Source organism: Clostridium budayi, from assembly GCF_055396605.1.
In genome coordinates this window covers 2,079,292-2,104,044 of sequence record NZ_AP042456.1, presented here as the reverse complement: position 1 = coordinate 2,104,044, position 24,753 = coordinate 2,079,292, and the positions used below count along the sequence as shown (strand labels likewise).

Sequence of the window (24,753 nt, the reverse complement as noted above, 5' to 3'; positions counted from 1 at the left end):
TATGAATAAGATTGCTAATCGTCAAGTAATATGTGATAAGTTAATGGAATTAGCTAAGAATGATAAAGATATTATGGTTTTAGCTTGTGACTCAAGAGGCTCAGCGTCTATGGGAAACTTTGCAAAAGAATATCCAGAACAATTTGTTGAAATAGGAATTGCTGAACAAAATGCAGTGGGAGTTGCAGCTGGTTTAGCAACTTGTGGTAAAAAACCATATGTAGCATCACCCGCTTGTTTTTTATCAATGCGTAGTGCAGAACAGGTAAAAGTTGATGTTGCTTATTCAAAAACAAATGTTAAGTTAATTGGTATTAGTGGTGGAGTAAGTTATGGTGCTCTAGGTATGACACATCACTCTTTACAAGATATAGCTATAATGAGAGCTATCCCTGATATAACAATTATTTTACCAACTGATAGATTTGAAACAGAAAAAATGGTAGAAGCTTTAAATAAATTTGATGGACCAGCTTATATACGTATTGGACGTAATCCGGTTGATGATGTATATGAAAATAGCAACTTTAACTTTGAAATAGGTAAAGGAAATACAATGCGTAACGGAAATGATATTACAATTATTGCAACTGGAGAAACAGTTAAGCCAGCCATAGATGCTAGTAAATTATTATCAGCAGAAGGAATTGGATGTCGTGTTATTAATATGCACACAATAAAGCCTTTAGATAATGAAATAATAATTAAAGCTGCAAAAGAAACTAAAGGGATTATAACAGTTGAAGAGCACAGTATTTTTGGAGGATTAGGGGCAGCAGTCTCAGAAGTGGTAGTTCAAGAAAGTCCAACAAAAATGAAAATAGTAGGAATTAAGGATGAAGCTCCAGTTACAGGAAATTCAAAAGAAGTATTTAATTATTATGGATTAACAGCTGAAAATTTAGTTCTTGAAGCTAAGAAAATTCTTGCTGAAAAATAGGGTGTAGATATGAGTGATAAATATATATTAACTATAGATCAAAGCACATCTGGAAGCAAATGTTTACTTGTAGATGAACAAGGAAACATTAAATATAAAGTAAGTAAAAGCCATAAGCAAATATATCCAAAGTCAGGTTGGGTTGAGCATGATCCAATAGAAATATATGAAAATGTAAAGAATATAGTAAAAGAGCTACTTACATTAAATGATATAAATGAAGAAAATATTATTGGACTATCTATAACAAACCAAAGAGAAACAGTAGTGGTTTGGGACAAGGAAACAGGAGTGCCAATTTACAATGCCATAGTTTGGCAATGTAGAAGAACAACAGAAATATGTAATGAACTTAAAGAATATGAGAATATTGTATCTGAAAGGACGGGTTTAAGATTAGATCCATATTTTTCAGGAACAAAGGTTAAGTGGATATTAGATAATGTTGAGGGTGTAAGAGAAAAAGCTAATAATGATGAATTATTATTAGGAACTATAGATAGTTGGCTTATTTGGAAGTTAACTAACGGTAAAGTTCATGCTACTGATTATACTAATGCAAGTAGAACTTTATTATTTAATATAAAAGAATTGAAATGGGACAATCTATTATTAGAGATATTTTCTATTCCAGAATCCATGATGCCTAAAATTTATTCATCAGATGAGATTTTTGGAGAAACAAACCTAGATGGAATATTAAATAGAAAACTAAAGATTTGTGGAGTTATAGGAGATTCACAAGGTGCTTTATTTGGACAATGTTGTTTCAAAAAGGGAATGGCTAAGTCTACATTTGGTACAGGAAACTCAATTATGGTTAATATAGGTGATAAATATATTCCTTCAAAGAATGGAGTAGTGACAACTATTGCCTCAGTAAGTAAGGCATCAGGAGTTAATTATGGATTAGAAGGAATAGTTAATTCAAGTGGAGATACAATAAATTGGATTAAAAATGAACTTGAATTATTTAAAGATTTTAATGAGTTTAATGAAGCAATTAGAGATGAAAGAAACAATAATGGTGTTTACTTAGTTCCAGCTTTTGTTGGATTAGGAATACCATATTGGAATCCTGAAGCAAGGGCATCTATTGTAGGGATATCAAGGGATACTACTAAAAAGAATATTATGAGAGCAGCTCTCGAAAGCATTGCATATCAAGTTAAAGATGCATTATGTGTTATAGAAAATGAATCTAATATAACAATAGAAAGCTTAAGTATTGATGGAGGAGTTACTGTAAATCCTATTTATAATCAATTTTTAGCTGACTTGTTAAATTGTAAGATAGAGAAGAATATGAATACTGAATTATCTTCAATGGGAGCAACTTATTTATGTGGTTTAGGGTTAGGGTTATGGAATAATATAGAAGATTTAATAGAAATTCAAAGAGATAAAGAATGCTATAAATCACAAATTAATGATGAAGAAAGAAATAAGTTATACCAAGGATGGGTTAATGCGATTAGAAGTGTTTTATATTTAACTGATTTAAATAAAAAGTAAAGGGGTATAGTTATGAAGTTTTTTATTGATACAGCAAACGTAGAAGAAATTAAAAAAGCAGCTAGAATGGGATTTATTTATGGAGTTACAACAAACCCTAGTTTAATAGCAAAAGAAAAGCGTGATTTTAATGAAGTTATTAAGGAGATTAATGAAATAGTTGATGGTCCAATTAGTGGTGAAGTTATAAGCCTTGTTGCAGATAAGATGATAGAAGAAGGTAGAGAAATAGCTAAGATTAATCCTAATATGGTAGTTAAGATTCCTATGAATGAAGATGGATTAGAGGCAGTAAGTGTCCTATCTAAGGAGGGAATCAAAACCAATGTTACATTAATATTCTCTGCTAATCAAGCATTATTAGCAGCAAGAGCTGGGGCAACTTATGTATCTCCGTTTTTAGGAAGATTAGATGATATTAGTTGTGATGGAATAACTCTAATAAAAGATATAGCAGAAATATTTAGAATGTTTGATATAAAAACTGAAATAATAGCAGCAAGTGTACGTAATCCAATACATGTTATTGAGTGTGCAAAAGCAGGGGCAGATATTGCAACTATACCATACTCAGTTTTCAACCAAATGCTTAAGCATCCGCTTACTAATCAAGGAATAGAAAGGTTCATAGTAGACTGGAATAATGTTTACAAAGAATAAATTTATTTAAATTAATAACTTTAAAAAAATATGTGTTGATTAAGAGGGGACATTAAGAGATGAATATAGATCAATTATGTATTAGTAGTATAAGAGCATTAGGTATAGATGGAATTAATAAAGCAAAATCAGGACATCCAGGTATTGTGCTAGGAGCTGCTCCGATGGTACATACCCTATGGACAAGACATATGAATATAAATCCTAAAAATTCTAAGTGGTTTAATAGAGATAGGTTTGTATTAGCTGCAGGTCATGGGTCAATGCTTTTATATTCTTTACTACATTTAACTGGATATGACGTTACTATGTATGATTTAAAGAATTTTCGTCAATGGGGAAGTAAAACTCCAGGACATCCAGAGTATAAGCATACTGATGGAGTTGATGCAACAAGTGGTCCTTTAGGACAAGGTATTCCAATGGCTGTTGGAATGGCAATGGCAGAGAGATTTTTAGCGGCTAGATATAATAAAGAAAACTTTAATTTAATAGATCACTATCAATTTGTTATTTGTGGTGATGGAGATTTAATGGAAGGTGTAACTAGTGAAGCTTCTTCATTAGCAGGACATTTAGGTTTAGGAAAGTTGATTGTACTTTATGATTCAAATAATATATGTCTTGATGGAAATTTAAATGACTCATTTACTGAAGATGTATTAAAACGTTATGAAGCATATGGTTGGCATGTTCAAAAAGTTGAGGATGGAAATGATATTGAAGAAATATCTAAAGCTATAGAGTGTGCTAAAAATGAAGTTAATAAACCATCTATTATAGAAATAAAAACTATTATAGGTTTTGGATCTAAAAAGGAAGGAACAAATTCAGTCCATGGGGCCCCATTAGGGCAAGAAGATGGAGTATTTGCAAAATGCGCATATGGTTGGGAGTATGAATCTTTTAATATACCAAGTGATGTTTATGACTATTATACAGAAAATATTAAAGCTAAAGGAGAAGTTCTAGAGAATAAGTGGAATAACTTACTTGAAGAATATAAAGAAGTATATCCAGAGTTAGCAAGAGAGTTAGAAAAAGCGATTGCAGGAGAGCTAACTATAAATTTAGATGAGGTTTTACCAACATATGATATTGGACATAGTGATGCTACTCGTAATTCTAATAATGAGGCAATTAATGCAATTGCAAAAGCAATACCATATTTTTTAGGTGGTTCAGCAGATTTAGCAGCATCCAATAAGACCTTAATAAAAGATGAAGGAAAATTCATAGTAGATAGTAATAGTGATAGAAATATTTACTTTGGTGTAAGAGAATTTGCAATGGCAAGTATATTAAATGGAATGGCTCTTCATGGTGGAGTCAAGGTATACGGTGGGACTTTCTTTGTATTTTCTGATTACTTAAAACCAGCAGCAAGAATGGCAGCAATTATGGAATTACCTGTTACTTATGTTTTAACTCATGATTCAATAGCTGTAGGGGAAGATGGGCCAACACATGAGCCAATTGAACAACTTTCTATGTTTAGAACAATGCCTAATATGGTTACTATTAGACCAGCTGATGCAGTAGAAACAGCAGCTGCATGGAGAGTTGCAGTTGAATCACAAAGTCATCCAACTGCTATTGTATTAACTAGACAAAATGTAACTGTTATGAAAGGTTCAAGCTATGAAGGCTTAAGGAAAGGCGGGTATGTAATAAGCAAGGCTAATGGAGAATGTCAAGGAATATTAATTGCTACAGGTTCAGAAGTTAATTTAGCAATTGAAGCTCAAAAGTCACTAGCAAGTGAAGGGATTGATGTTGATGTTGTAAGTATGCCATCAGTAGAATTGTTTGAAAAGCAATCTAATGAGTATAAAGCAGCTATTTTACCAAAGTCAGTTAAAAGATTAGCTATTGAAATGGGATCAACATTTGGATGGTATAAATATGCTGATGATGTAATTGGAATAGATACATTTGGAGCATCAGCACCAGCAGAAAAAGTTATAGAAGAGTACGGATTTACAGTAGAAAATGTAGTAGAGAGATTTAAAAGAATATAGTTTGGGTATTAGATATATCTTACCTTTTGACTTAGATATATCTAATATTACCTAAATGCAATGATATTTAAATAAGAGTGTATTAAGGAAGGGAGAAAGTAAAAATGAAAACGTATAATATAAAATTAGGATTAGCTTCAACAAGAAGAAATATATTTAGTAGAGAAGATGCTATAAAGTTTAGAGAATTAACTGAAAATAGGTTAGATGAATTAGGGATTAATTATGTTGGAATTAATGATATAAATGAAGAAGGTTTATTATTTAAAGAGGAGCATGTTGATTTAATAGTAGAGAAATTTAAGAAAGAAAATGTTGATGCTTTATTCTTTCCGCATTGTAACTTTGGAACAGAAGATTTAGTATGTAAAGTTGCTAAAAAATTAAATTTACCAGTATTATTATGGGGACCAAGAGACGAAGCGCCATTAGCAGATGGAACAAGATCTAGAGATAGTCAATGTGGATTATTTGCAACCGGAAAGATATTAAGAAGATTTAGATTACCATTTTCATATATACCTAATTGTTCATTAGATGATGAAGCATTTGAAAGAGGCGTTAAGAACTTTATTGCAGTTACAAATGTAGTAAAGGAATTAAAACAAACAAGAATACTTCAAATATCAACAAGACCAGCCGGATTCTGGACAATGATGTGTAATGAAGGAGAACTTCTTGAAAGATTTGGAGTTCAAATAAGACCAATAACTATGTCTGATTTTACTAGTAAGGTGTTTAAATTAGAAGAGGAAAATAGAGAAGAGTTACAACGCGTTAAGAAATATATATATGAGAATATGGAAGTATGTGTTGATGATAAGGTTGTTACAAGATTGGCAGCAATGAAGGTTGCTATGAATGCGTTTGCAACAAGATTAGGGTGTAATGCAATTGCAGTTCAATGTTGGAATTCAATGCAAGATTCTTTAGGAGTAATGCCTTGTGTTGCTAATGCACTTATGACTGATGAAGGTATTCCTGTAGTTTGTGAAACTGATATTCATGGAGCAATAACTTCAGTAATGGCACAAGCGGCTACAATGGGAGAGGTAATACCATTTTTTGCTGACTGGACAATAGCACATCCAACAAATAAAAATGGAGAGTTATTACAACATTGTGGACCATGGCCATTATCGTTAGTTAAGGAAGGTCAAAAGGCTAAATTTGCAGGAGCATTTGCGTTCAATGGAACTCCAGGAGCTGTTCATGCTGAAATAAGGGGCGGAGATTTATCTATTTTAAGATTTGATGGAGATAATGGCGAATATTCAATGCTTTTAGGAAAAGCTAAAGGTATAGAAGGTCCTTACAATCAAGGAACTTACCTTTGGATAGAAGTTGAAAACCTAACTAAATTAGAAGATAAACTTGTAACAGGACCATATGTACATCACTGTGTAGGGGTTCATAAGGATGTATTACCTGTAATATATGAAGCGTGCAAATATATACCTGACCTTAAACCAGACTTTTATGATGATATTGAAGAAGATGTTAAGGCTTGGATAAGAGGAGAATAGAATAAATTTCACAAAGGTTGGTGCAAAATTAAAATGCCCAACTTTTGTTTTTGTATTTTATAATAATATATATATAACTTCATAAAATATCATAGAACTTAAATGTTATATAGTAAGTAAATATTTAGTATTTAATTTAGAAGAGAAGTAGTCTATACTATAAGGGATATGAAAAATTGTATATGGAAAGAGAGGATTTAGAAATGAAAACTATAATGCAAGATATAGCTAAAGTTGCAGGAGTTTCTCCAGGAACTGTTTCTAATGCTCTTAATGATAGAAAAGGTGTTGGGAAAGACACTAAAGCAAAAATCATTAAAATTGCAGAAGAAATGGGCTATTTTAGAAATACTAAAAAAAATGAGGGGAAAATAATTAGATTAATTAAATATAAGAAAAATGGTCATATTATTGCGGACACACCATTTTTTTCATCATTAATAGAAGCTTGTGAAAAAGAGTGTAGGAGAAATGGATATGAGTTATTAATATCTCAAGTTGTTTATGGTGAACATACTAAGGATGATGTTCATAAAATAATTAAGAACCATAAAATTGATGGAATATTATTGCTAGCAACAGAAATGGATGAGAATGATTTTAAATATTTTGATGGAATAGAAACACCTATAGTTGTTATCGATAGCTATTTTGAGGAAATAAATTATGATTATGTGGTGATTAATAATACTAAAGGCGCATATAGTGCAACTAAATATTTAATTGATAAAGGTCATAAGAATATTGGATTATTAGGTAGCAACATCGAAATTAAGAACTTTGAGTATAGATTTGAAGGATATAAAAAAACATTAAATACTTTTGGGGTAAAATTTAATAAAGATAATATTATTTGTATTGATCCTACTATTGAAGGATCGTATAATGATTTTTTAAGTTATTTAGAGAAAAATGAAAATAGTCTTCCAAGTGCCTTTTTTGCTTTAAATGATATAATTGCATTAGGATCAATGAAAGCTATGAATGAAAAAGGGATAAATGTTCCAGAAGATGTATCTATAGTTGGATTTGACGATATACCGTTTAGTTCATTTAGCAATCCAGGTATAACTACTATTAAGGTTCATACTAAAACAATGGGAAAAACCGCGGTCAGAAGACTTATGGAAAAAATAGAAAATGATATAGAAATTACACTTAAAATTGAAATTAATACTGAGTTAATAGAAAGAAATAGTGCAAAGAATAATGTGTAAAAATATTAAAGATGCATTTGATTTTCATTGAATGTGTCTTTTTTTTATGTTTTAAAATATAGGAATTAACTAAATATAACTAAAAATAAACTAAATAAAGTATATTATACGCTAAATATTCAAATAAAAATATTTAAAATATTTACTAAAAGCATTGAAGTTTTTGGGGGAATAAGATATAATAAATTTAGTTAGTGAAAACATTATCATTAATAAGATAATATAAGGGGAGGGAACTTATTATGAGTAGAAATTATGATGAGTTAGCTAAAGTGATTATAAAGGAAATTGGAGGAAAAGATAATATAATTTCCTTAGTACATTGTGCAACTAGGTTGAGGTTTAAATTAAAAGACAAAACAAAAGCAAATAAACAAAAATTAGAACAACTTAATGGAGTTATCACAGTAGTAGAAAGTTCAGGGCAATACCAAGTAGTAATTGGTAATACGGTAGGGGAAGTTTATAAAACGATAATAAATATTACTGGATTATCAACAGAAACAACTGATGAAGGTATTTCGGAAGAAAAGAAAAGCTTTATAAGTGTTTCAATCGATATGATATCTGCAATATTCACTCCAATTCTTTCTGTTATGTGTGGATCAGGGATATTAAAAGGGTTATTAATGCTTTCTACAACAATGGGGTGGTTAGCAGAAACAGATGGTACTTATAGAATTCTCTATGCAGCTTGTGATAGTGTATTTTACTATTTACCTTTAGTATTAGCATTTACAGCAGCAAAGAAGTTCAAAGCAAATCAATTTATAGCAGTTGCAATAGCTGGGGCTTTAGTTTATCCAGATATAGCTTCTATGTTTTCAGAAGGACAAGCTGTTAACTTTTTAGGTATTCCTGTAGTATTAATGAGTTATTCATCTACTGTAGTACCAATTATACTATCTGTATTTGTTTTGGCTAAATTTGAACAATTTTTAAATAAAAAATTACCAGTAGTTTGTAAAAATTTTATTACACCAACTTTATGTTTAGCAGTTATAGTACCAGCAACATTTTTAGTTTTTGGACCACTAGGTAATACCGTAGGAAATGCTTTAGCAAGTGCTTATAGCTTTATGTATAACTTAAATCCAACTATAGCCGGCGGAATATTAGGTGCATTATGGCCAATATTTATTATCTTTGGTGTTCACTGGGGATTTGTACCAATAGTAACTAATAATCTGGCTATATATGGAAGAGATACTTTATTTACAATAACAGGGCCTGTTAACTTTGCTCAAGCAGGAGCATCATTTGGTGTTTTCTTAAAAACTAAAGATTCAAAGCTTAAATCAATATCAGGATCAGCAGCATTAACAGGATTATTCGGAATTACAGAACCAGCTATATATGGTGTTACTTTAAAATTTAAAAAGCCTTTCATAATGGCTTCAATTGGAAGTGGTATTGCAGGTGCAATTGTAGGCTATGCAGGAACAGGGGCAAGCGGATTTGTAGGATGTTCAATATTAACTTTACCTGCATATATAGGACAAGGATTCGGTTTATTTTTAGTTGCTTGTGCATTAGCATTTTTAGTAAGTGCTATAGGAACTTATTTATTTGGATATAGTGATAAACTTTTAGTTAAAGAGAATAATACTAAGGTTGCTTTAGCAAAAGAAGAAGAAATAGAAGTTGCAAGTCCTGTAAATGGTACAGTAATGATGTTATCAGATGTAAAAGATGAAGCTTTTTCAAGTGAAGCTCTTGGAAAAGGGATAGCTATAGTTCCTAAAGAAGGAAAGTTATACTCACCTATAGATGGTGTTGTTGAGGCGGTATTTCCAACTGGACATGCAATAGGATTAAAAGCAACTAATGGAGCAGAATTATTAATTCATATAGGATTTAATACTGTAGATCTAAATGGAAAATATTTTGATACAAAAGTTAAAAATGGGCAATCAGTAAAAAAAGGCGAATTGTTAGTAGAGTTTGATATTGATAAAATAAAAAATGAAGGATATGATGTTACGACTCCTGTTTTAGTTACGAATCATGATATATTTAGAGGAGTTATAGCAACTAATGAAAGTGAAATAACAGTAGGAGAAAATATATTAACTTTAGTCTAAATAAAAATATATAAATAACCAAATGGAGGATAATAATTATGAGGAAAATTACTATTTCTAATATGAAGAATTGTTTTAATGAAAATTCTAAAAAGTTTTTTTACTTAGCAGATACTTGTTGGAGTGCTTTTACAAATATTTCATTTGGAGAGTGGGAAGAGTATTTAGACTATAGAGCAATTCAAGGATTCAATGTACTACAAATAAATATATTACCGCAATGGGATGCAAGTGAATCGGACATAAAAATTGAACCATTTAATAGAAACGAAGATGGAACTAGAAATTTTAATTCACTAAATTATGAATATTTTAATAAGGCAGAGCAAATGTTAGAGATAGCAGTAAATAAGGGGTTTACTCCTGCATTAGTATTACTTTGGTCTAATTATGTCCCAGGAACATGGGCATCTGATATTATAGACAAAGATATTTTACCATTAGAAATCATTGAAGAATATGTGAAATATGTAGGAGAGAAGTTTAAAAAATTTAATCCTATATTTATAGTAAGTGGAGATACAGATTTTCCAACTGAGAAAACAATAGAGTATTATAGAATAGCATTAAACACAATAAAAGATATTGCACCTGAATGTATAAGAACAATGCATATAAGAGGTAGATTGATGGATCTACCAGAAGAATTTGAAAATAGTGATGATATAGATTTTTATATGTACCAATCTGGACATAATTCTAGTTATATGGATATGCCTTACTTATTAGCTGAGAATTTTTATAAAAAGAGCAATAAGAAACCTATAATAAATTCAGAACCTTGTTATGAGCAAATGGGGTATAGCAGAAATTTATATGGAAGATTTACTCAATTTGATGTTAGAAAAGCATTATGGCAAAGCTTATTATCAGGAGGTAGTGCTGGTATTACTTATGGTGCGCATGGAATATGGAGTTGGCATAAAAATGGAAAGGGATTTGGTATAGGTATAGGGGAGTGTTTTGATAAGCCTTTCTATTGGAGAGATGCATTAAAATTTGAGGGTGCTTGGGATTATTCTTTTGCTAAATGGTTATTTGAAAAATATAATCTATGTGGAATAAAGCCTATGGAAAATTATATTGATAAATCTAATGAAATCAGAATGGCTGCTACTGATGAGGAAGATATAATAATAATATATATTCCGATAAACACAAATGTGGTAATAAACTTAGAACTTGATAACTATGATTTTGAAACTATAGATTTATCTAAAAGACGTTTTTCTAAATCAAGTATCATAGTAAAAGATAAAAAAACTACGATTAATATGCATAGCTTCGATGAAGATGTTCTAGTTATAGGTGTAAGAAAGTAATATATTTAAGATAATAAATATTAGAAAGTCATATTTATGTAAGATGAAATTAAGATTTAATTTAAATACAGTATTGCTCAAGAAGTTATAGAATAATTATTTGAGTTTTTTGTAAGATTTATGAGATGAAAAAGTAAGTGGAGGTATGTAAAATGAGTAAGTTTCCAGAGAATTTTTTATGGGGTGGAGCTACAGCAGCTAATCAATTTGAAGGTGCATATAATGAAGATGGTAAAGGATTATCAATTCAAGATGTAATGCCAAAGGGAATAAGAGGACCAATAACAGAAGAGCCGACAGAAGATAATATGAAGCTTATAGGAATTGATTTTTATCACAGATATAAAGAAGATATAAAACTATTTGCAGAAATGGGATTTAAGACATTTAGATTATCTATTGCTTGGTCAAGGATATTTCCTAATGGAGATGATAAAGAGCCAAATGAAAAAGGGTTGGAATTTTATGATAAAGTATTTGACGAGTTAGCTAAGTACGGAATTGAGCCTTTAGTTACATTATCACACTATGAAACACCATTAGCATTAGCTAAAAATTACGATGGATGGGTAGATAGAAGACTTATAGGATTCTTTGAAAATTATGTTAGAACAGTATTTACGAGATATAAGAATAAGGTTAAGTATTGGTTAACATTTAATGAAATTAATTCAGCATTACATGCTCCATTTATGAGTGCTGGTATACTTACACCGAAAGAACAATTAAGCAAGCAAGATTTATATCAAGCAATGCACCATGAACTTGTTGCTAGTGCGTTAGCTGTAAAGATTGGTCATGAAATAAATCCAGAGTTCAAAATAGGGTGTATGATTCTAGGTATACCGAACTATCCATTAACAGCTAGACCAAGTGATGTATTGAAAGCTATGGCTCAAGATAGAGAAACATTATTTTTTGGAGATATTCATGTTAGAGGGAAATATCCAAAGTATATGAATAGATATTTTAGGGAAAATAACATAGAAATTAAAATGCAAGAGGGAGATGTTGAAATACTTAAAAATACAGTTGATTTTATTTCATTTAGTTATTACATGAGTTCATGTGCTACAGCAGATCCAGAACAAGCTAAAAATGGAGAAGGTAATCTGATAGCAGGAGTTCCAAATCCGTATTTAAAATCGTCTGAATGGGGATGGCAAATAGATCCAGAGGGATTAAGATATATACTAAACTTCTACTACGATAGATATCAAAAACCATTATTTATAGTTGAAAATGGTCTTGGAGCAGTAGATGAATTAATTACTGATGAAAATGGTAATAAAACTGTAATTGATGATTATAGAATTAATTATTTAAATAATCATTTAGTTCAAGTTGCAGAAGCTATTGAAGATGGTGTTGAGCTTATGGGGTATACTACATGGGGATGTATAGATTTAGTATCTGCATCAACTGCTGAACTTAAGAAAAGATATGGTTTCATTTATGTTGATAGAAATGATGATGGAACTGGGACTTTAGAAAGATATAAGAAAAAGAGCTTTGATTGGTATAAAGAAGTTATTGCTACAAATGGCGGAAGTTTAAAATAAAACTGTAGATAATTATTAATTGTAAGTAGATAGAATTATTTTTATATAAATCTATCTACTTTATTTTATATATATCTAGATTTGATGAAAATCAAAATAAGTTTAAAAAACTGAATCTATTAATTCAAAGAATTTAAGGTAGTTTCTGTGATAAATAATATTAGGTAGGTGGAGTAACAATGTGGAAATACAAAGTTTAAATTAGTTAGAGCTTGAGATATATAAATGATCCATATTATCCAGTTCCTAAAGGGTGTTATAAAGATTTAGTAGTTATAGTTCTTTCAGTTTCAGGAGAAGCAGAGCAGAAAATAAATTATGTTAATAGATTTAAAGGAAAGAATTTCAATATAGCTTTAATAACAAATAGTTAGACAATTACCTTAACTAAGAGTAGTAGTACAAGGTGTTGGTATATCAATAGGGATAACTAGCTTAATCTTTATTTTAAAAGAGATAAGATTTATTCTAATAGTTTCATATATTACTTTTTTATCTATTTCTAAGTGGTTAAAGTATTAATCCTAATCTAAATTGAAAAAAATATGGAACTACTTGGATTAGATGAATTTAAAAAGTGGTATGAATCATAATATTTGTAATTATTTATTATTAAAATATCTTTTTTTGTAAAGAAAAAGTTAATGAACTATCCACTATTTTCGGTGGAATCTAAAATATCAACTACTTATGTTACACCTAAAAGCATTAGCAAACCTTTCAAGAAGATTAATACATGAAGATTTTAGAAATGATTTGTTGAATGCAAAATCAAAGGTAGAAATATTAGAGATGTTCTCTTTCTAGGGAAGAATATATTGGAAAAATAAGAGAAGTGTAGCAGCATTAACTTTATTAAGAAAAAAGTAAAGAAAATAGCAAACCTTATTTTTAGGTTTGCTATTTTTATTAATTTATAAACTAAATTAAATCATCTAGTCCATTAACTTTAGTTTGCTCATCCTCATTAATAGGAATAACTATGCATTTTTGCCCATCAATTACTTCAGATTTTATTTGAGGTATTTTTTCAGGTTTTACTTGAAGTATAACATCATAGTCATTATTAGCTTTATTGTCTTCTGAGTTTGTATCTTTATTTTCTTCTAAATCAGTTTCTAAAGTTTCCTCTGCATTAGATTCAGAAGTTTCTCCTAAAACTTCATTAGTATCACTAACTTCTGTAGAACTTGGATCTTCAGTTTTATTACCTGCAGCAACTTCTTGTTTAACTTCTTCAAGTCTAGTTTGAAGTATCTCTACTTGTTTCTTAAGGTGTTCTTCTTTTTTTCTTTGCTCATTTTCCTTAAGAACCTTTGAGTCAATTAAATTTTCCGCTAAAGGAATATCATCACCAAAGTTTTCTTTATAAGATTTTTCAATTTTAGTAGTAAGCTCTTCTGGAACTCCACTTTCTATTAAAAGGCTTTGAATATCTTTATCCTTTAAAGTTATTGGTTCTGAGTCTGTATCATCATACATTTCATTGTATTCTTCTATCATATTATTTAAATTTTCTTGCACGTCCATAAAAACTTTATCAGCTTTCTTTTCATCAGCTCCAAAAGAATCTTTAATAATTGACTTAAATGCTTCTTTTTGTATAGTAGCAGTCTGTTTTGAATAACAACCTAAAACATTTTCCATTAATTCAGAATGTGTATCTTTTGCATTTTTTGTGTAATACATAACAGAGTTGACGTCTGAACTACGATCAATAAATGCAGGGAATACAAAACCATTAATTGGTGGTTTAACTATCCAATCTCTAATACGTGCTTTTATACTATTTTCTTCTTCAAAATATCTAAGTCCAGGTTCTGAAAGCTCTACAGGACATATTGCACATAAAACATATTCGTATACTTCTTCAGACTCATCTAAATTTTGATTATCTTTAGTTTTTGTAAGGACATCATAAGAGTCATTAAAAATAAGTATTAAAAAGTTACCTGTATAATCATAGTTATCTATAATAGATTTATAAAAATCATCAAGAAGAGTATCGTCATTTAGTTGACTGTTTTTAAGTTGCATAAGTGAAATTTGTTTTTCATTTATAAGATCTTCGTTAAGTGGAAAATTAAGTTCTAAAATATTGTTTCCTATAGTTCCTGATAAGACTTTTTTTGCAATTTCTAAGTATTTAAAGTATTCATCTTCTTCTAAATTTAGAAAAGTTTCTCTAAATTTTAAAATAATATTTTTCTCTCCATTAACATAGCAACCACACATTTTACTGAAGGTGCAATAATCTTTTTTTAAACGCTTTTTTAACTCAAGTATATCTTTTTTTCTCATATATAAACCCCTCAATCTAATATTTTATATTTATAGGTATTAATTAATTTATTTATCGTCATTATTAAGTATAGTATTTTTTTTATGTTAATTAAAGATTTTATTATGTGAACTTAAATCAAATATGATATTTAAACAATACAATTAGATAGAAAATATATTTTCCTTAAATATTAGGATTCTTTATTTATAGGTGTTCCCAAAAATGGTCAATGGTAATACAATTGTATTAACTGTCCAGTAGTTTAGAGATAATAACTTTTTTAAGAAACAAGGAAAAGTTAAAAATCAACCTTTAGATTTAAATGATCTTGAAGAGGGATATATTAAGATGTTAGATTTCTTTAGAAGAAATAGTTATAAGGAGGAGTATTTAAGGTGAATATAATTGAGATTAAAGATCTTACAAAGGATTACGGAAATAATAAAGGTATTTTTGATGTTAATCTAGCTGTAAAAAAAGGGAGAGGTTTCTGGATTTTTAGGACCTAATGGTGCAGGAAAAACTACGACTATAAGACACTTAATGGATTTCATTTCTCCGAATAAAGGCAAGTGTTTAATAAATGGTATAGACTGCAATAAGGAAAGTAATAAAATTCAGGAGAGATTAGGATATCTTCCAGGAGAGATTGCTTTTATGGATGATATGACAGGAATTGAATTTATTCATTTTATAGCTGATATGAAGGGGTTAAAGGATTTTAATAGAGCTGAAGAGTTAATTGAAATATTTGAATTAGATCCAAAGGGTAAGGTTAAGAAGATGTCTAAGGGGATGAAACAAAAAATAGGAATAGTATGTGCTTTTATGGGTAATCCTGATATATTGATTTTAGACGAACCAACGAGTGGATTAGACCCACTTATGCAAAATAAATTTGTAGATCTTATTTTATCAGAAAAAGAAAAAGGAAAAACAATATTTATGTCTTCACATATTTTTGATGAAATAGAGAAGACATGTGATAGAACAGCTATTATTAAAGATGGACATGTTGTTGCTGTAGAGGATATGAAGACACTATCTAATTCAAAACATAAATCTTATGTAATTACATTCTTAAATGATGAAATGGCCAAGGAATTTTCTAGGGAGAATTTAAAAATAAAAGAAGTTATAGGTAATGTTGTAACTGTATCATTAAAAGGTGATATAAATCCTTTAATAAAAGCATTAAGTAAATATTCAGTAACAAGCCTTGATGTAAAAACTCAAAGTTTAGAGGAGTTATTTATGCATTTTTATGGAGGTGAAAGTAATGATTAGTTTAACATTATTTAAGAAGGATATAAAATCGAATTATAAAATTATACTTTTATTTTTTGCAATATTAACTTTATATTCTGTAAGTATTATTTATATGTATGACCCTAAAACGACTAATGCTTTTGAAGAGATGGCCAAAAGTATGCCAGAGCTTATGAAAGCTTTTGGTATGGATTCAGTAGGAGCTAATCTTACTGAATATATAGCAAATTATTTATATGGACTAATAATTCTTATGTTCCCAATAATTTGTATTATAATACTTGGAAATAAGCTAATAGCATCATATGTAGACAGAGGGTATATGGTATATTTATTAGCTACACCAAATAAGAGAGCTAAGATTGCTTTAACTCAGGCTGTATTTATGTGGATAGCTAGTGCAGCTTTACTTATATACATCATCATTAATAATATTTTTCTGCAATACTCTTCACGGTGGAGACTTAGATGTTAAAACTTTTATTATTATAAATGTAGTTTTATATTTTCTTCAGGTTGCAGTAAGTGGTATATGTTTCTTTGCATCGTGCATAAGTAATGACACTAAGCTTTATTTTACAATTGGAGCAGGAGTGCCAGTATTATTTTATTTATTACAAGCTTTAGCTAATATGGGGGATAAGCTTGAAAACCTAAAGTATTTTACTCTTTTCACATTATTTAATACGTCAGATATTATTGCTGGAGAGAGTGTGATAGTACCAATATTAGTTTTAGTTTTATATGGGGCAGGAATATATATTTTCTCAAAAAGAGATTTACCTTTATAAGAATATAATTAAAATTTAAGTTATTATTAAGTAAAAAAGATGATTTCTAAAAATAGAAATCATCTTTTTAATCTAATTAATAATACAAATGCTTATATTAATTAGATCTTAATTTTTTTATTTCTTGTAGAGTCTCTTGATATTGTAAATCAAGATTTGCCTTAGTTTCTGAATTGGTTTCAAATGATATTTCAGATATCAATTTAGAAAGTTTAGTTTCTAAAATAAAAAGTTTTTCTTTTCTTTCACGCTCATCATTTTTTAAACTTTTTCTTAAATTAAAGTTTTCTTTATATTGAATAAATTCGTCATATGTTCCAGAAAAACAAGTTATTGTATTATCCTTCATTTCTATAATATAATCACAAACATTTGAAATGAAATGTCTATCATGTGAAATTATAAGCAATGTTTTTTCTGTATTTTTTAGTGCGTTTTCTAAAGCTACTATGGATTTTATATCTAAAAAGTTAGTAGGTTCATCTAGAATCAAAGTATTATTATCACTTAAAATGATTTTACAAAGTGCAACTTTAACTTTTTCACCGCTACTTAAAACAGATACTGTTTTAAAAACATCATCTCCAGCAAAGCCAAAGTTACTCAAATTTATTCTAATAAGTGACTCATCTAAAGAACTGGATTCTTTTATATTTTCTAAGATTGTTTTATCTTTATTTAATATCTCTTGATTTTGATCAAAGTAACCAATAGAAATATGATTAGATAATTTAATATTATCAGAAGTATTTTTAATAATTTCTCTTACTAAACTTGTTTTACCGCAGCCATTCTCACCAATTAAAGCAGCTTTTTTTCTATTCTTTATCTTTAAATTTATATTTTCAGCTAGTAGCTTATTTGCAACATATAAATTAAAATCCCTAACTTCTATAACTGTTTTTGATGGCATTTCACTACCTTTAACAATTCTAATTATAATATCCTTGCTTTCAACTGGCTTTTCTTTAACATCTAGATGTTTTATTCTACTTTTTAAGGCTTTAATATTTCCATCTAAGTGTTTTTTAGATTTTTGATCACCCATTTTAAAGAGTCTTGCTTCTGAATTTCCCATTCTCTTAGGTGTTCTTCTAATAGAATCCCTTTGAGTTTCTTTACCTATTATTGCTTTTTCTAATCTTTTCTTCTCATTTATATATTCTTCGTATTCTTTTTTATTAAAAGATTCTTCTTCATTCTTTAATTCAATATATTTTGAGTAATTACCTTTATATAATTTAACCTTTCCGTGACTTACTTCTAAGATAGTATTGCAGAGGTTATTTAAGAAATCTCTATCATGAGAAACTAGTAACAGGCCACCTTTATACTCACTTATAAGCTTCTCAATAGTTTTAATAGTTTTTGCATCAAGATTTGAAGTTGGTTCATCAGCTATAAGCAAATTACTATTTGAGCTAAGTACTTTGGTAATATTGATTTTTACTTTTTCTCCACCAGACAAAAAGTCATTATATTTATCTGGTGCTTCTAATAAACTCTTAATTTTTCCGTCCGTGCAATCACCATGATATTCTTCTGTTTGACCAATATAGGAGTAGTTGCAATCAAGAAATACATTACCTTCGTCGATTTCTGTGTTGCCTAGTATAACTTTAATAAGAGTTGTTTTTCCAGCTCCATTTTCTCCAACTATACCAATTCTATCTCCTGCATTGATTTCTAAATTATCTATATCTAAAATTAATCTATCTCCATAATATTTTTTTACTTTATCTAATTTAATTAATGTCATAAAAAAATCCCTCCTAAACTTCAGGAGAGAGTATATACTAATTCTATAAAAATTCTATAAAAACGCTATAGTAGTCTATAGAAAGAATTTACTCCCTCAAATTTTAAGTACAACAAATAATCCTAATAAATAGGAATAGAAAGATACTTTTATTAAAAAAGTGGTTCATTATTAATGTATCTTTTTATATTGTTATACTAATAAAAATCAAAGTGTAAATTACATTCTCATTGGTGAAACTACCTCGTTCTTTCTTAAACTCACTACATTATAGCATATACAAAAAATAAATTAAATAAAATATTTATTTAATTTAAGATAAGTATAAAAATATTACAAAAAAATTAATGTAAAGTAAAAATACACCATTTCATTTAATGAAATGATAAAATATTATTTAGGGTAAATATATAATATGAAATGGGGTATTAAAATGCAAAAGAAGTTATTAAGTCAAAGGGGGCCTGTATTTTACTTTTTAGCAGTATGGTACAGACGTATACTTAGATACAAGCAGTGGTATTTTAGTTCTATTAAGTTTGCAAAGGTTAGAGACTTTAATAAACTACCATATAGAGTTAAAAAGCATCAATCAGTTTTAATTAGAAAATTAGGGGATAGCGATATGCAGCTACAGCTTAATAAGGTTGAGAACTTAAAAATTGCTATAAAAAATATAAATGGGATAATAATTAGACCAGGAGAGGTTTTTTCATTTTGTAAATTAGTTGGACTTCCAACAAAAAGAAAAGGATATCTTGAAGGTATGGAGCTTTGCTTTGGTGAAGCGAGACCAGGAGTTGGAGGAGGTTTGTGCCAAATTGCAAATCTTTTAAATTGGCTTGTAATACATAGTCCTCTTACTGTAACAGAAAGACATCATCATGGTTTTGATCCATTTCCTGATAATGGTAGAGTTCTTCCATTTGGTAGTGGTGCTACTATATTTTATAATTATGGAGATTTTCAAGTGAAAAATAATACAAATCATACATTTCAAATAAATCTTTGGATGAGTGAGAAATGTTTAGAAGGAGAGCTTAGGGTAAGCGAAGAGCTTGACTTTGGATATCATGTATTTGAAAAGAATCACAAGTTTACAAAAGTTGAAGATAAATATTATAGACAAAATGAAATTTGGAGAAATAAGATAGCTAAGTTTGAAGGTGGTAAGATTTTAGATACTGAGCTTGTTACAAAAAACTGTGCTTTAGTAAAGTATGTTCCTGAAGAATTCAAAGTAGAAGAGTATGTATAGTTATGATTATAGCTAACATTATAAATAGTATAGAATAATAATTTATTATAAATTTTTAAGGTATGAAGATTAGATATGATTTAGTTTTCATACCTTAAATATATTTAGGCATACTAAACTTGTAAAGGAGAGTGATAAACATGAAAGTAAAAATAGTATGTGAAAGAGATAATGAAACAAAAGAAGTAGATTTACCCATGAATGAAGAAGCATTATTAAAGATTCAAGGGAGTGTACTTGATAGGGACAGATTAGGATATATAACAGGAGCACAAGTGAGATATTATGATGAGAATGGAATTGAAATAGAAAATATATTTCTTCTAAATAGGCAGCTTCAAAAGTAGTAAATATATAAGAATAAAGATAAGAACCTCATTATAAAATGGTTACGGAAAAAAGCATATCTGAAGTGAAAGCTTAGCAGAGAAATTTTTAATATATGCTTTTAAGAAAATGAATTATATATAATAAAATAAGAATATTCTTATAGATAAATAACACCAATTATCTAGGTTTATTAGATAATTGGTGTTATGTTATGATAGATTATATTTTATCAGTAAAAATATGTAAGTATATATTCTAAAAGTTATATTACTAGTTTTTGATTAGTGTTTATTTTAGAATATCTTTAATCCAATTACTGAAATTATAATTAAGATTAAATAAAAAATTTGCTTTTTAGATAGATGTTCATTAAATAAGAAAGCACCTAATAAAAGTGATCCTACTGAACCAATTGCAACCCAAATACTATAAGCAGTTCCAGCTTCAGTTGTCCTCATAGCCATTGATAAAAGAGTTAAGCTGCTAGCTGCAACTAAAATAACAATTAAGGACCAAAGTTTACGTGTAAATCCAGCTGACTTTTTTATGCAATAAACTAGAAGCACCTCACATAAGCCAGAACAAATTAAAAATAACCAATCCATTGTTACACCTCTTCTTTCGAATTTATTTTTAAACCAATAATCCCGATTATTAGTAAACAGCTAAAAATAATCTTTTGAAAGCTAATACTCTCACCTAAAATTAAAATTCCAAAAACAATTGTACCAATTGCTCCAATACCAGTAAAAACTGTATAGGCTATTCCAGAAGGTAATAGAGTCATTCCTTTAGAAAATAGATAGAAGCTTATTAGAACTAAAACAATTGTTATTGCAGTATATCCTAAGTTTGTAAAACCATTAGATTTCTTTAAACAAAGAGCCCAGAAAACTTCTAAAAATCCACCTATAATAACATAAATCCAAGCTTTATTCATATTATTCCTCCAATTTTAAATATAGTATAAGACTAAAAAAGACCGGATAAGATAACTATCTTATCCGGTCTTTTATAACCCTCCGATAAACAATGCCATTTTAGCATGTGAAAAAATAGATGTCAAATTTGCAAATTGAACAATTTGTAGGATATAAATACAATTCATCAGGTAAAAAGGTGTTAGGTTTATGATTTATTGAATTTGGTATATAATATTTATATAAATAATTTTCTTGAAGGAGGTATTATATATGGAAAATAAAGATATTAATTTATATGATATTTTTATAAATTACTCATATAGTCAATTGAAAGAATTATTTAAAAAGGCTAAAACAAAAGAAGAACAAGATTTTTATATGACTTTATCTAATTTAGTATTGCAAAAAGAACAGGCTAAGATTATAGGTAAGTAATATGGCAACTTATACAATTTTTGCAGGTGTTAATGGAGCTGGTAAAACTTCAATTTATAAATCCATTTATTATAATGAAAATAAAAATGAGAAAAGGATAAATACTGATGAAATGGTAGCTAGAATTGGGTCTTGGAAAGATAATAATCTTCAAATGAAATGTGCAAGAGAAGCTGTTAAGTTAATAAAGCAATATATTTTAGAAGGTACATCTTTTAACCAAGAAACAACATTATCTGGTAAAAGTATAATCAGGAATATAAAGTTTGCAAAAGAAAAAGGTTTTTATATAGTTATGAATTATATAGGAGTAGAAAATCCTGAAGTTGCTAAAGATAGGGTTAAAATTAGAGTAAGTAAAGGTGGACATGGAATACCTGATAAGGATATAGAAAGAAGATATTATGATTCACTAAATAATTTAAATGATGTAATTAAAATATGTGATGAAATAAATGTATATGATAATACAGAAATGTTAAGAGAAATCATATATTTAAAACAGGGTAAAATAGTATGGAAAGATAAAAATATTCCTAAGTGGACAGATAATATATTAAAGAAGTAGCTAGTAAAAGGATTAAGTTTTACTAGCTATATTTATATGTTTAAGTATCAATATACTATTTATATAGAAAAACTTTAAGATTATCTTCATTGTCAAGAGTAGCAAACAATACGTTTTGGACGTTAGTTTGATATACACTTTTTAATTTAGACTCAACCCAGTATTTATCTTTATTAAGAGCTTTCAATTCCTTTAAATTAAATTTTCCTTCCTTAATAATTGTCTTTGAAAAATTAAATGGTTTTGTTTCTATATTCAAAGATGAAGGCGTAATAGGTTCATACTTAGGTTGTAAAAAGACTGAAATTTTACCATTAGGTTCCCAAGTTGCTAATGCAACTTTTTTTATGTCATCTACTTTTTCTGTACGTAATTCTTCTAACAATACATCGATTGACATTCTTGACTTTTTTAATCCTTTATAAAGAATCTCACCATTTTGAATAACTGTAATTGGTGGATTGTCAATAAGCCTTCTAAGAAACGGAAACTTAAGAGTGCTAAATACTCCTACAATATATAAAAAGAATAATACAAGTGTTGTAGTAACAGATCCCTCTAGTCCGAGTCGTTCATCAGATAAGGGATGGGCAATAATATTACCAATTACTATAACAATAACAAAATCAAGGAGTCTTAATTGAGAGAGAGCACGTTGGCCTAAGAATTTTCCAATAGTCAGCAAAAAGAAAAAAGCAATAATAGCACGAAGTATCCAGTCAATGTTAGTAAGCATTTCCTGACCATATAAAAAGTCCATATAAGATGTCTCCTTTATTTAAAATATTTAATACTTATTCTATTTTAACCAGTAATTAATAAAAAAATTAAATAACCAAATTAACTAAAAGTTATTTACTTTAATAAAATAAATAATTTCATATATACTTGAAATTTATATTTTCTTCGTGGTATAAGTTCTTTATAGACATAATTAATATTTAAGATTTCTTAAGAAATTTTTATGGGTATTTTAAAGTATCAATATTACAATAGCTTTGATTAACGTAACAAAAAGTTATGATAAGTTTAATTAAAATAATTTTCTAATATGTAAAAAAAACAAAAGAGGAGAATGTAATAGTGAAAAAAACAAAAAATAAATTATTTATAATAATTTTGAGTATTATAGTTTTATTAGTTGGAATGGTAGTAATTGATATTATATTAAATAAGACTTATAAAACTAGCTATGAAAGTTTTGATTCTGTAGATAAAGAAATGTTTGAAGAGCTATCACAAATATACAAACAGTTTGATAAAAATAGTGATCAATTATGGGGCGATAAAGATAAACTAAACAAAATGCCATTAATCTTAATAAGAACAAACAAGGATAAAGGAATTATAAGAAAATACGCATATGCAATTAACGTAAAAGGAATTGAGAATAGTCTTTTTGCAGAGAAAATGGATATACCGAGTTCTTTAAATTTACCAACAGTTTATAGATTAAGCAAGTTTGATATAAATATGATATCTACTTGGTTACCTTCAAATTTTGGAACTGTAGATATTGATAAGGAGAATACTTTTTATTTTAAATACAATCCTAAAATGATAGAAAATCCAGATTTATATTTTGATTTTTCTTCATTTTTAATACATGAATCATTTCATACATATAATCAAAAGGATTGGACATATGACAAAAATGACGGAGAATATATAGAAAATTATCCAGTAAATAAAGAAAATTATGCTTTAATGGGTTTAGAATTTAAGCTTCTAGATAAATGTATGGAAGAAAAAAATACAGAAGAAGTTAAGAAGTATTTAAAAGAGTGGACTATTGTACGTACTTATAGATATGAGAAATGGCCACAATTAATTAAAGAAACTAATACAGAAGCAATAGAAGGAACCTCAAGATATATGGAATATAGATATAGTAAGTTAACAGGTGGAAAATTAACTGTTCTTGCAAATAAAGAAAAGCCTTATCATGTTACCTTCACTCATGCATTTAATTGCATATCAAATGGTATAGGGGAGACACCAGTATATTTAGAAAGACCAATAAAGTATGAAACTGGGGCAGCTCTAGGATTAATAATGGATAAATTAAATATTGATTGGAAAGGTGACATAGAAGATAGTCCAAATAAAAATGGAGAAACTCAGTATGAAATATTAAAGAAATACTTTAACATTTCAGATAAAGATGTATCAGATAATGTTATGAAAAAGATAGAAGAAGAAAATAATTATAGTGAATTACTAAAGCAAGGACAAAAAATAGTTGATATAAAGAATGAAAAGTAAATATATTTTAAGAATTAATAATCA

The 24,753-nt window shown here is 28.4% G+C and carries 23 protein-coding genes; 18 read left to right on the top strand and 5 right to left on the bottom strand.

The window, feature by feature from the left end:
- The first annotated feature begins 1 nt into the window (after position 1).
- From ACZ5TJ_RS10120 to ACZ5TJ_RS10075, 10 genes are all read left to right on the top strand, one after another.
- Entirely contained in the window at positions 2-940 is a 939-nt protein-coding gene (locus tag ACZ5TJ_RS10120) for a transketolase family protein (protein WP_448874652.1), read from the top strand.
- 9 nt (positions 941-949) lie between these two features.
- Positions 950-2,455 (top strand): FGGY-family carbohydrate kinase, encoded by a 1,506-nt coding sequence (locus ACZ5TJ_RS10115; protein ID WP_448874654.1) that lies wholly within the window; start codon positions 950-952, stop codon positions 2,453-2,455.
- A gap of 12 nt (positions 2,456-2,467) precedes the next feature.
- Positions 2,468-3,115 carry a fructose-6-phosphate aldolase gene (gene fsa, locus ACZ5TJ_RS10110; protein WP_448874656.1) on the top strand — a complete coding sequence of 216 codons (648 nt, stop codon included), beginning with the start codon at positions 2,468-2,470 and terminating at the stop codon, positions 3,113-3,115.
- A 59-nt stretch (positions 3,116-3,174) separates the two neighbouring features.
- Complete coding sequence (gene tkt / locus ACZ5TJ_RS10105) at positions 3,175-5,136, top strand: transketolase (RefSeq protein ID WP_448874658.1); 1,962 nt, start codon at positions 3,175-3,177, stop codon at positions 5,134-5,136.
- A gap of 104 nt (positions 5,137-5,240) precedes the next feature.
- Entirely contained in the window at positions 5,241-6,662 is a 1,422-nt protein-coding gene (locus ACZ5TJ_RS10100) for an L-fucose/L-arabinose isomerase family protein (protein WP_448874660.1), read from the top strand.
- 203 nt (positions 6,663-6,865) lie between these two features.
- Positions 6,866-7,879 (top strand): LacI family DNA-binding transcriptional regulator, encoded by a 1,014-nt coding sequence (locus ACZ5TJ_RS10095; protein WP_448874662.1) that lies wholly within the window; start codon positions 6,866-6,868, stop codon positions 7,877-7,879.
- A 242-nt stretch (positions 7,880-8,121) separates the two neighbouring features.
- Positions 8,122-9,963, top strand: a complete 1,842-nt coding sequence (locus ACZ5TJ_RS10090; RefSeq protein WP_448874664.1) for a beta-glucoside-specific PTS transporter subunit IIABC — start codon at positions 8,122-8,124, stop codon at positions 9,961-9,963.
- A 38-nt stretch (positions 9,964-10,001) separates the two neighbouring features.
- Positions 10,002-11,285 carry a glycoside hydrolase family 140 protein gene (locus tag ACZ5TJ_RS10085; RefSeq protein ID WP_448874666.1) on the top strand — a complete coding sequence of 428 codons (1,284 nt, stop codon included), beginning with the start codon at positions 10,002-10,004 and terminating at the stop codon, positions 11,283-11,285.
- A 152-nt stretch (positions 11,286-11,437) separates the two neighbouring features.
- A complete protein-coding gene (locus ACZ5TJ_RS10080) occupies positions 11,438-12,847 on the top strand; it encodes a glycoside hydrolase family 1 protein (protein ID WP_448874668.1) in 1,410 nt (469 codons plus the stop codon).
- A 212-nt stretch (positions 12,848-13,059) separates the two neighbouring features.
- Positions 13,060-13,221 carry a phosphoheptose isomerase family protein gene (locus tag ACZ5TJ_RS10075; protein WP_448874670.1) on the top strand — a complete coding sequence of 54 codons (162 nt, stop codon included), beginning with the start codon at positions 13,060-13,062 and terminating at the stop codon, positions 13,219-13,221.
- A 547-nt stretch (positions 13,222-13,768) separates the two neighbouring features.
- Here ACZ5TJ_RS10075 and ACZ5TJ_RS10070 read toward each other — a convergent pair.
- Positions 13,769-15,148, bottom strand: coding sequence for a DUF4317 domain-containing protein (locus ACZ5TJ_RS10070; protein WP_448874672.1), 1,380 nt, complete (start codon positions 15,146-15,148; stop codon positions 13,769-13,771).
- Between the two features lie 514 nt (positions 15,149-15,662).
- Here ACZ5TJ_RS10070 and ACZ5TJ_RS10065 point away from each other — a divergent pair.
- From ACZ5TJ_RS10065 to ACZ5TJ_RS10055, 3 genes are read left to right on the top strand one after another with little or no spacing between them, the layout of a single operon-like run.
- The gene (locus ACZ5TJ_RS10065) at positions 15,663-16,418 is read left to right on the top strand and encodes an ABC transporter ATP-binding protein (protein ID WP_448874872.1); all 756 of its coding nucleotides are present in this window, start codon (positions 15,663-15,665) and stop codon (positions 16,416-16,418) included.
- The gene (locus tag ACZ5TJ_RS10060; RefSeq protein WP_464199346.1) at positions 16,411-16,875 is read left to right on the top strand and encodes a hypothetical protein; all 465 of its coding nucleotides are present in this window, start codon (positions 16,411-16,413) and stop codon (positions 16,873-16,875) included. Before ACZ5TJ_RS10065 ends, ACZ5TJ_RS10060 begins: the two co-directional genes overlap by 8 nt.
- The gene (locus ACZ5TJ_RS10055) at positions 16,799-17,191 is read left to right on the top strand and encodes a hypothetical protein (RefSeq protein WP_464199344.1); all 393 of its coding nucleotides are present in this window, start codon (positions 16,799-16,801) and stop codon (positions 17,189-17,191) included. Before ACZ5TJ_RS10060 ends, ACZ5TJ_RS10055 begins: the two co-directional genes overlap by 77 nt.
- A 97-nt stretch (positions 17,192-17,288) precedes the next feature.
- Here the strand turns inward: ACZ5TJ_RS10055 and cplR are convergent, their stop codons facing one another.
- A complete protein-coding gene (gene cplR, locus ACZ5TJ_RS10050) occupies positions 17,289-18,950 on the bottom strand; it encodes an ABC-F type ribosomal protection protein CplR (RefSeq protein WP_464199342.1) in 1,662 nt (553 codons plus the stop codon).
- Between the two features lie 433 nt (positions 18,951-19,383).
- On the opposite strand from cplR, the gene ACZ5TJ_RS10045 reads away from it, so the two are divergent.
- A complete protein-coding gene (locus ACZ5TJ_RS10045; RefSeq protein WP_464199340.1) occupies positions 19,384-20,208 on the top strand; it encodes a VanW family protein in 825 nt (274 codons plus the stop codon).
- 140 nt (positions 20,209-20,348) lie between these two features.
- Positions 20,349-20,555 carry a hypothetical protein gene (locus ACZ5TJ_RS10040; protein WP_464199338.1) on the top strand — a complete coding sequence of 69 codons (207 nt, stop codon included), beginning with the start codon at positions 20,349-20,351 and terminating at the stop codon, positions 20,553-20,555.
- 276 nt (positions 20,556-20,831) lie between these two features.
- Here the strand turns inward: ACZ5TJ_RS10040 and ACZ5TJ_RS10035 are convergent, their stop codons facing one another.
- Positions 20,832-21,143 (bottom strand): DMT family transporter, encoded by a 312-nt coding sequence (locus tag ACZ5TJ_RS10035; protein ID WP_055207062.1) that lies wholly within the window; start codon positions 21,141-21,143, stop codon positions 20,832-20,834.
- Positions 21,144-21,145: 2 nt separating this feature from the next.
- Positions 21,146-21,478, bottom strand: a complete 333-nt coding sequence (locus ACZ5TJ_RS10030) for a DMT family transporter (RefSeq protein ID WP_055207061.1) — start codon at positions 21,476-21,478, stop codon at positions 21,146-21,148.
- 253 nt (positions 21,479-21,731) lie between these two features.
- Here ACZ5TJ_RS10030 and ACZ5TJ_RS10025 point away from each other — a divergent pair, with 253 nt between their 5' ends.
- Complete coding sequence (locus tag ACZ5TJ_RS10025) at positions 21,732-21,896, top strand: hypothetical protein (RefSeq protein ID WP_464199334.1); 165 nt, start codon at positions 21,732-21,734, stop codon at positions 21,894-21,896.
- 1 nt (position 21,897) lies between these two features.
- On the top strand, positions 21,898-22,464 hold the full coding sequence (locus tag ACZ5TJ_RS10020) for a zeta toxin family protein (RefSeq protein WP_464199332.1): 567 nt from the start codon (positions 21,898-21,900) through the stop codon (positions 22,462-22,464).
- A 55-nt stretch (positions 22,465-22,519) separates the two neighbouring features.
- Here ACZ5TJ_RS10020 and ACZ5TJ_RS10015 read toward each other — a convergent pair whose 3' ends face one another.
- Positions 22,520-23,224 (bottom strand): DUF421 domain-containing protein, encoded by a 705-nt coding sequence (locus tag ACZ5TJ_RS10015; RefSeq protein ID WP_464199330.1) that lies wholly within the window; start codon positions 23,222-23,224, stop codon positions 22,520-22,522.
- Between the two features lie 323 nt (positions 23,225-23,547).
- Between ACZ5TJ_RS10015 and ACZ5TJ_RS10010 the strand changes: the two genes are divergently transcribed.
- Positions 23,548-24,729 (top strand): hypothetical protein, encoded by a 1,182-nt coding sequence (locus ACZ5TJ_RS10010; protein ID WP_464199328.1) that lies wholly within the window; start codon positions 23,548-23,550, stop codon positions 24,727-24,729.
- Positions 24,730-24,753 lie beyond the last annotated feature (24 nt).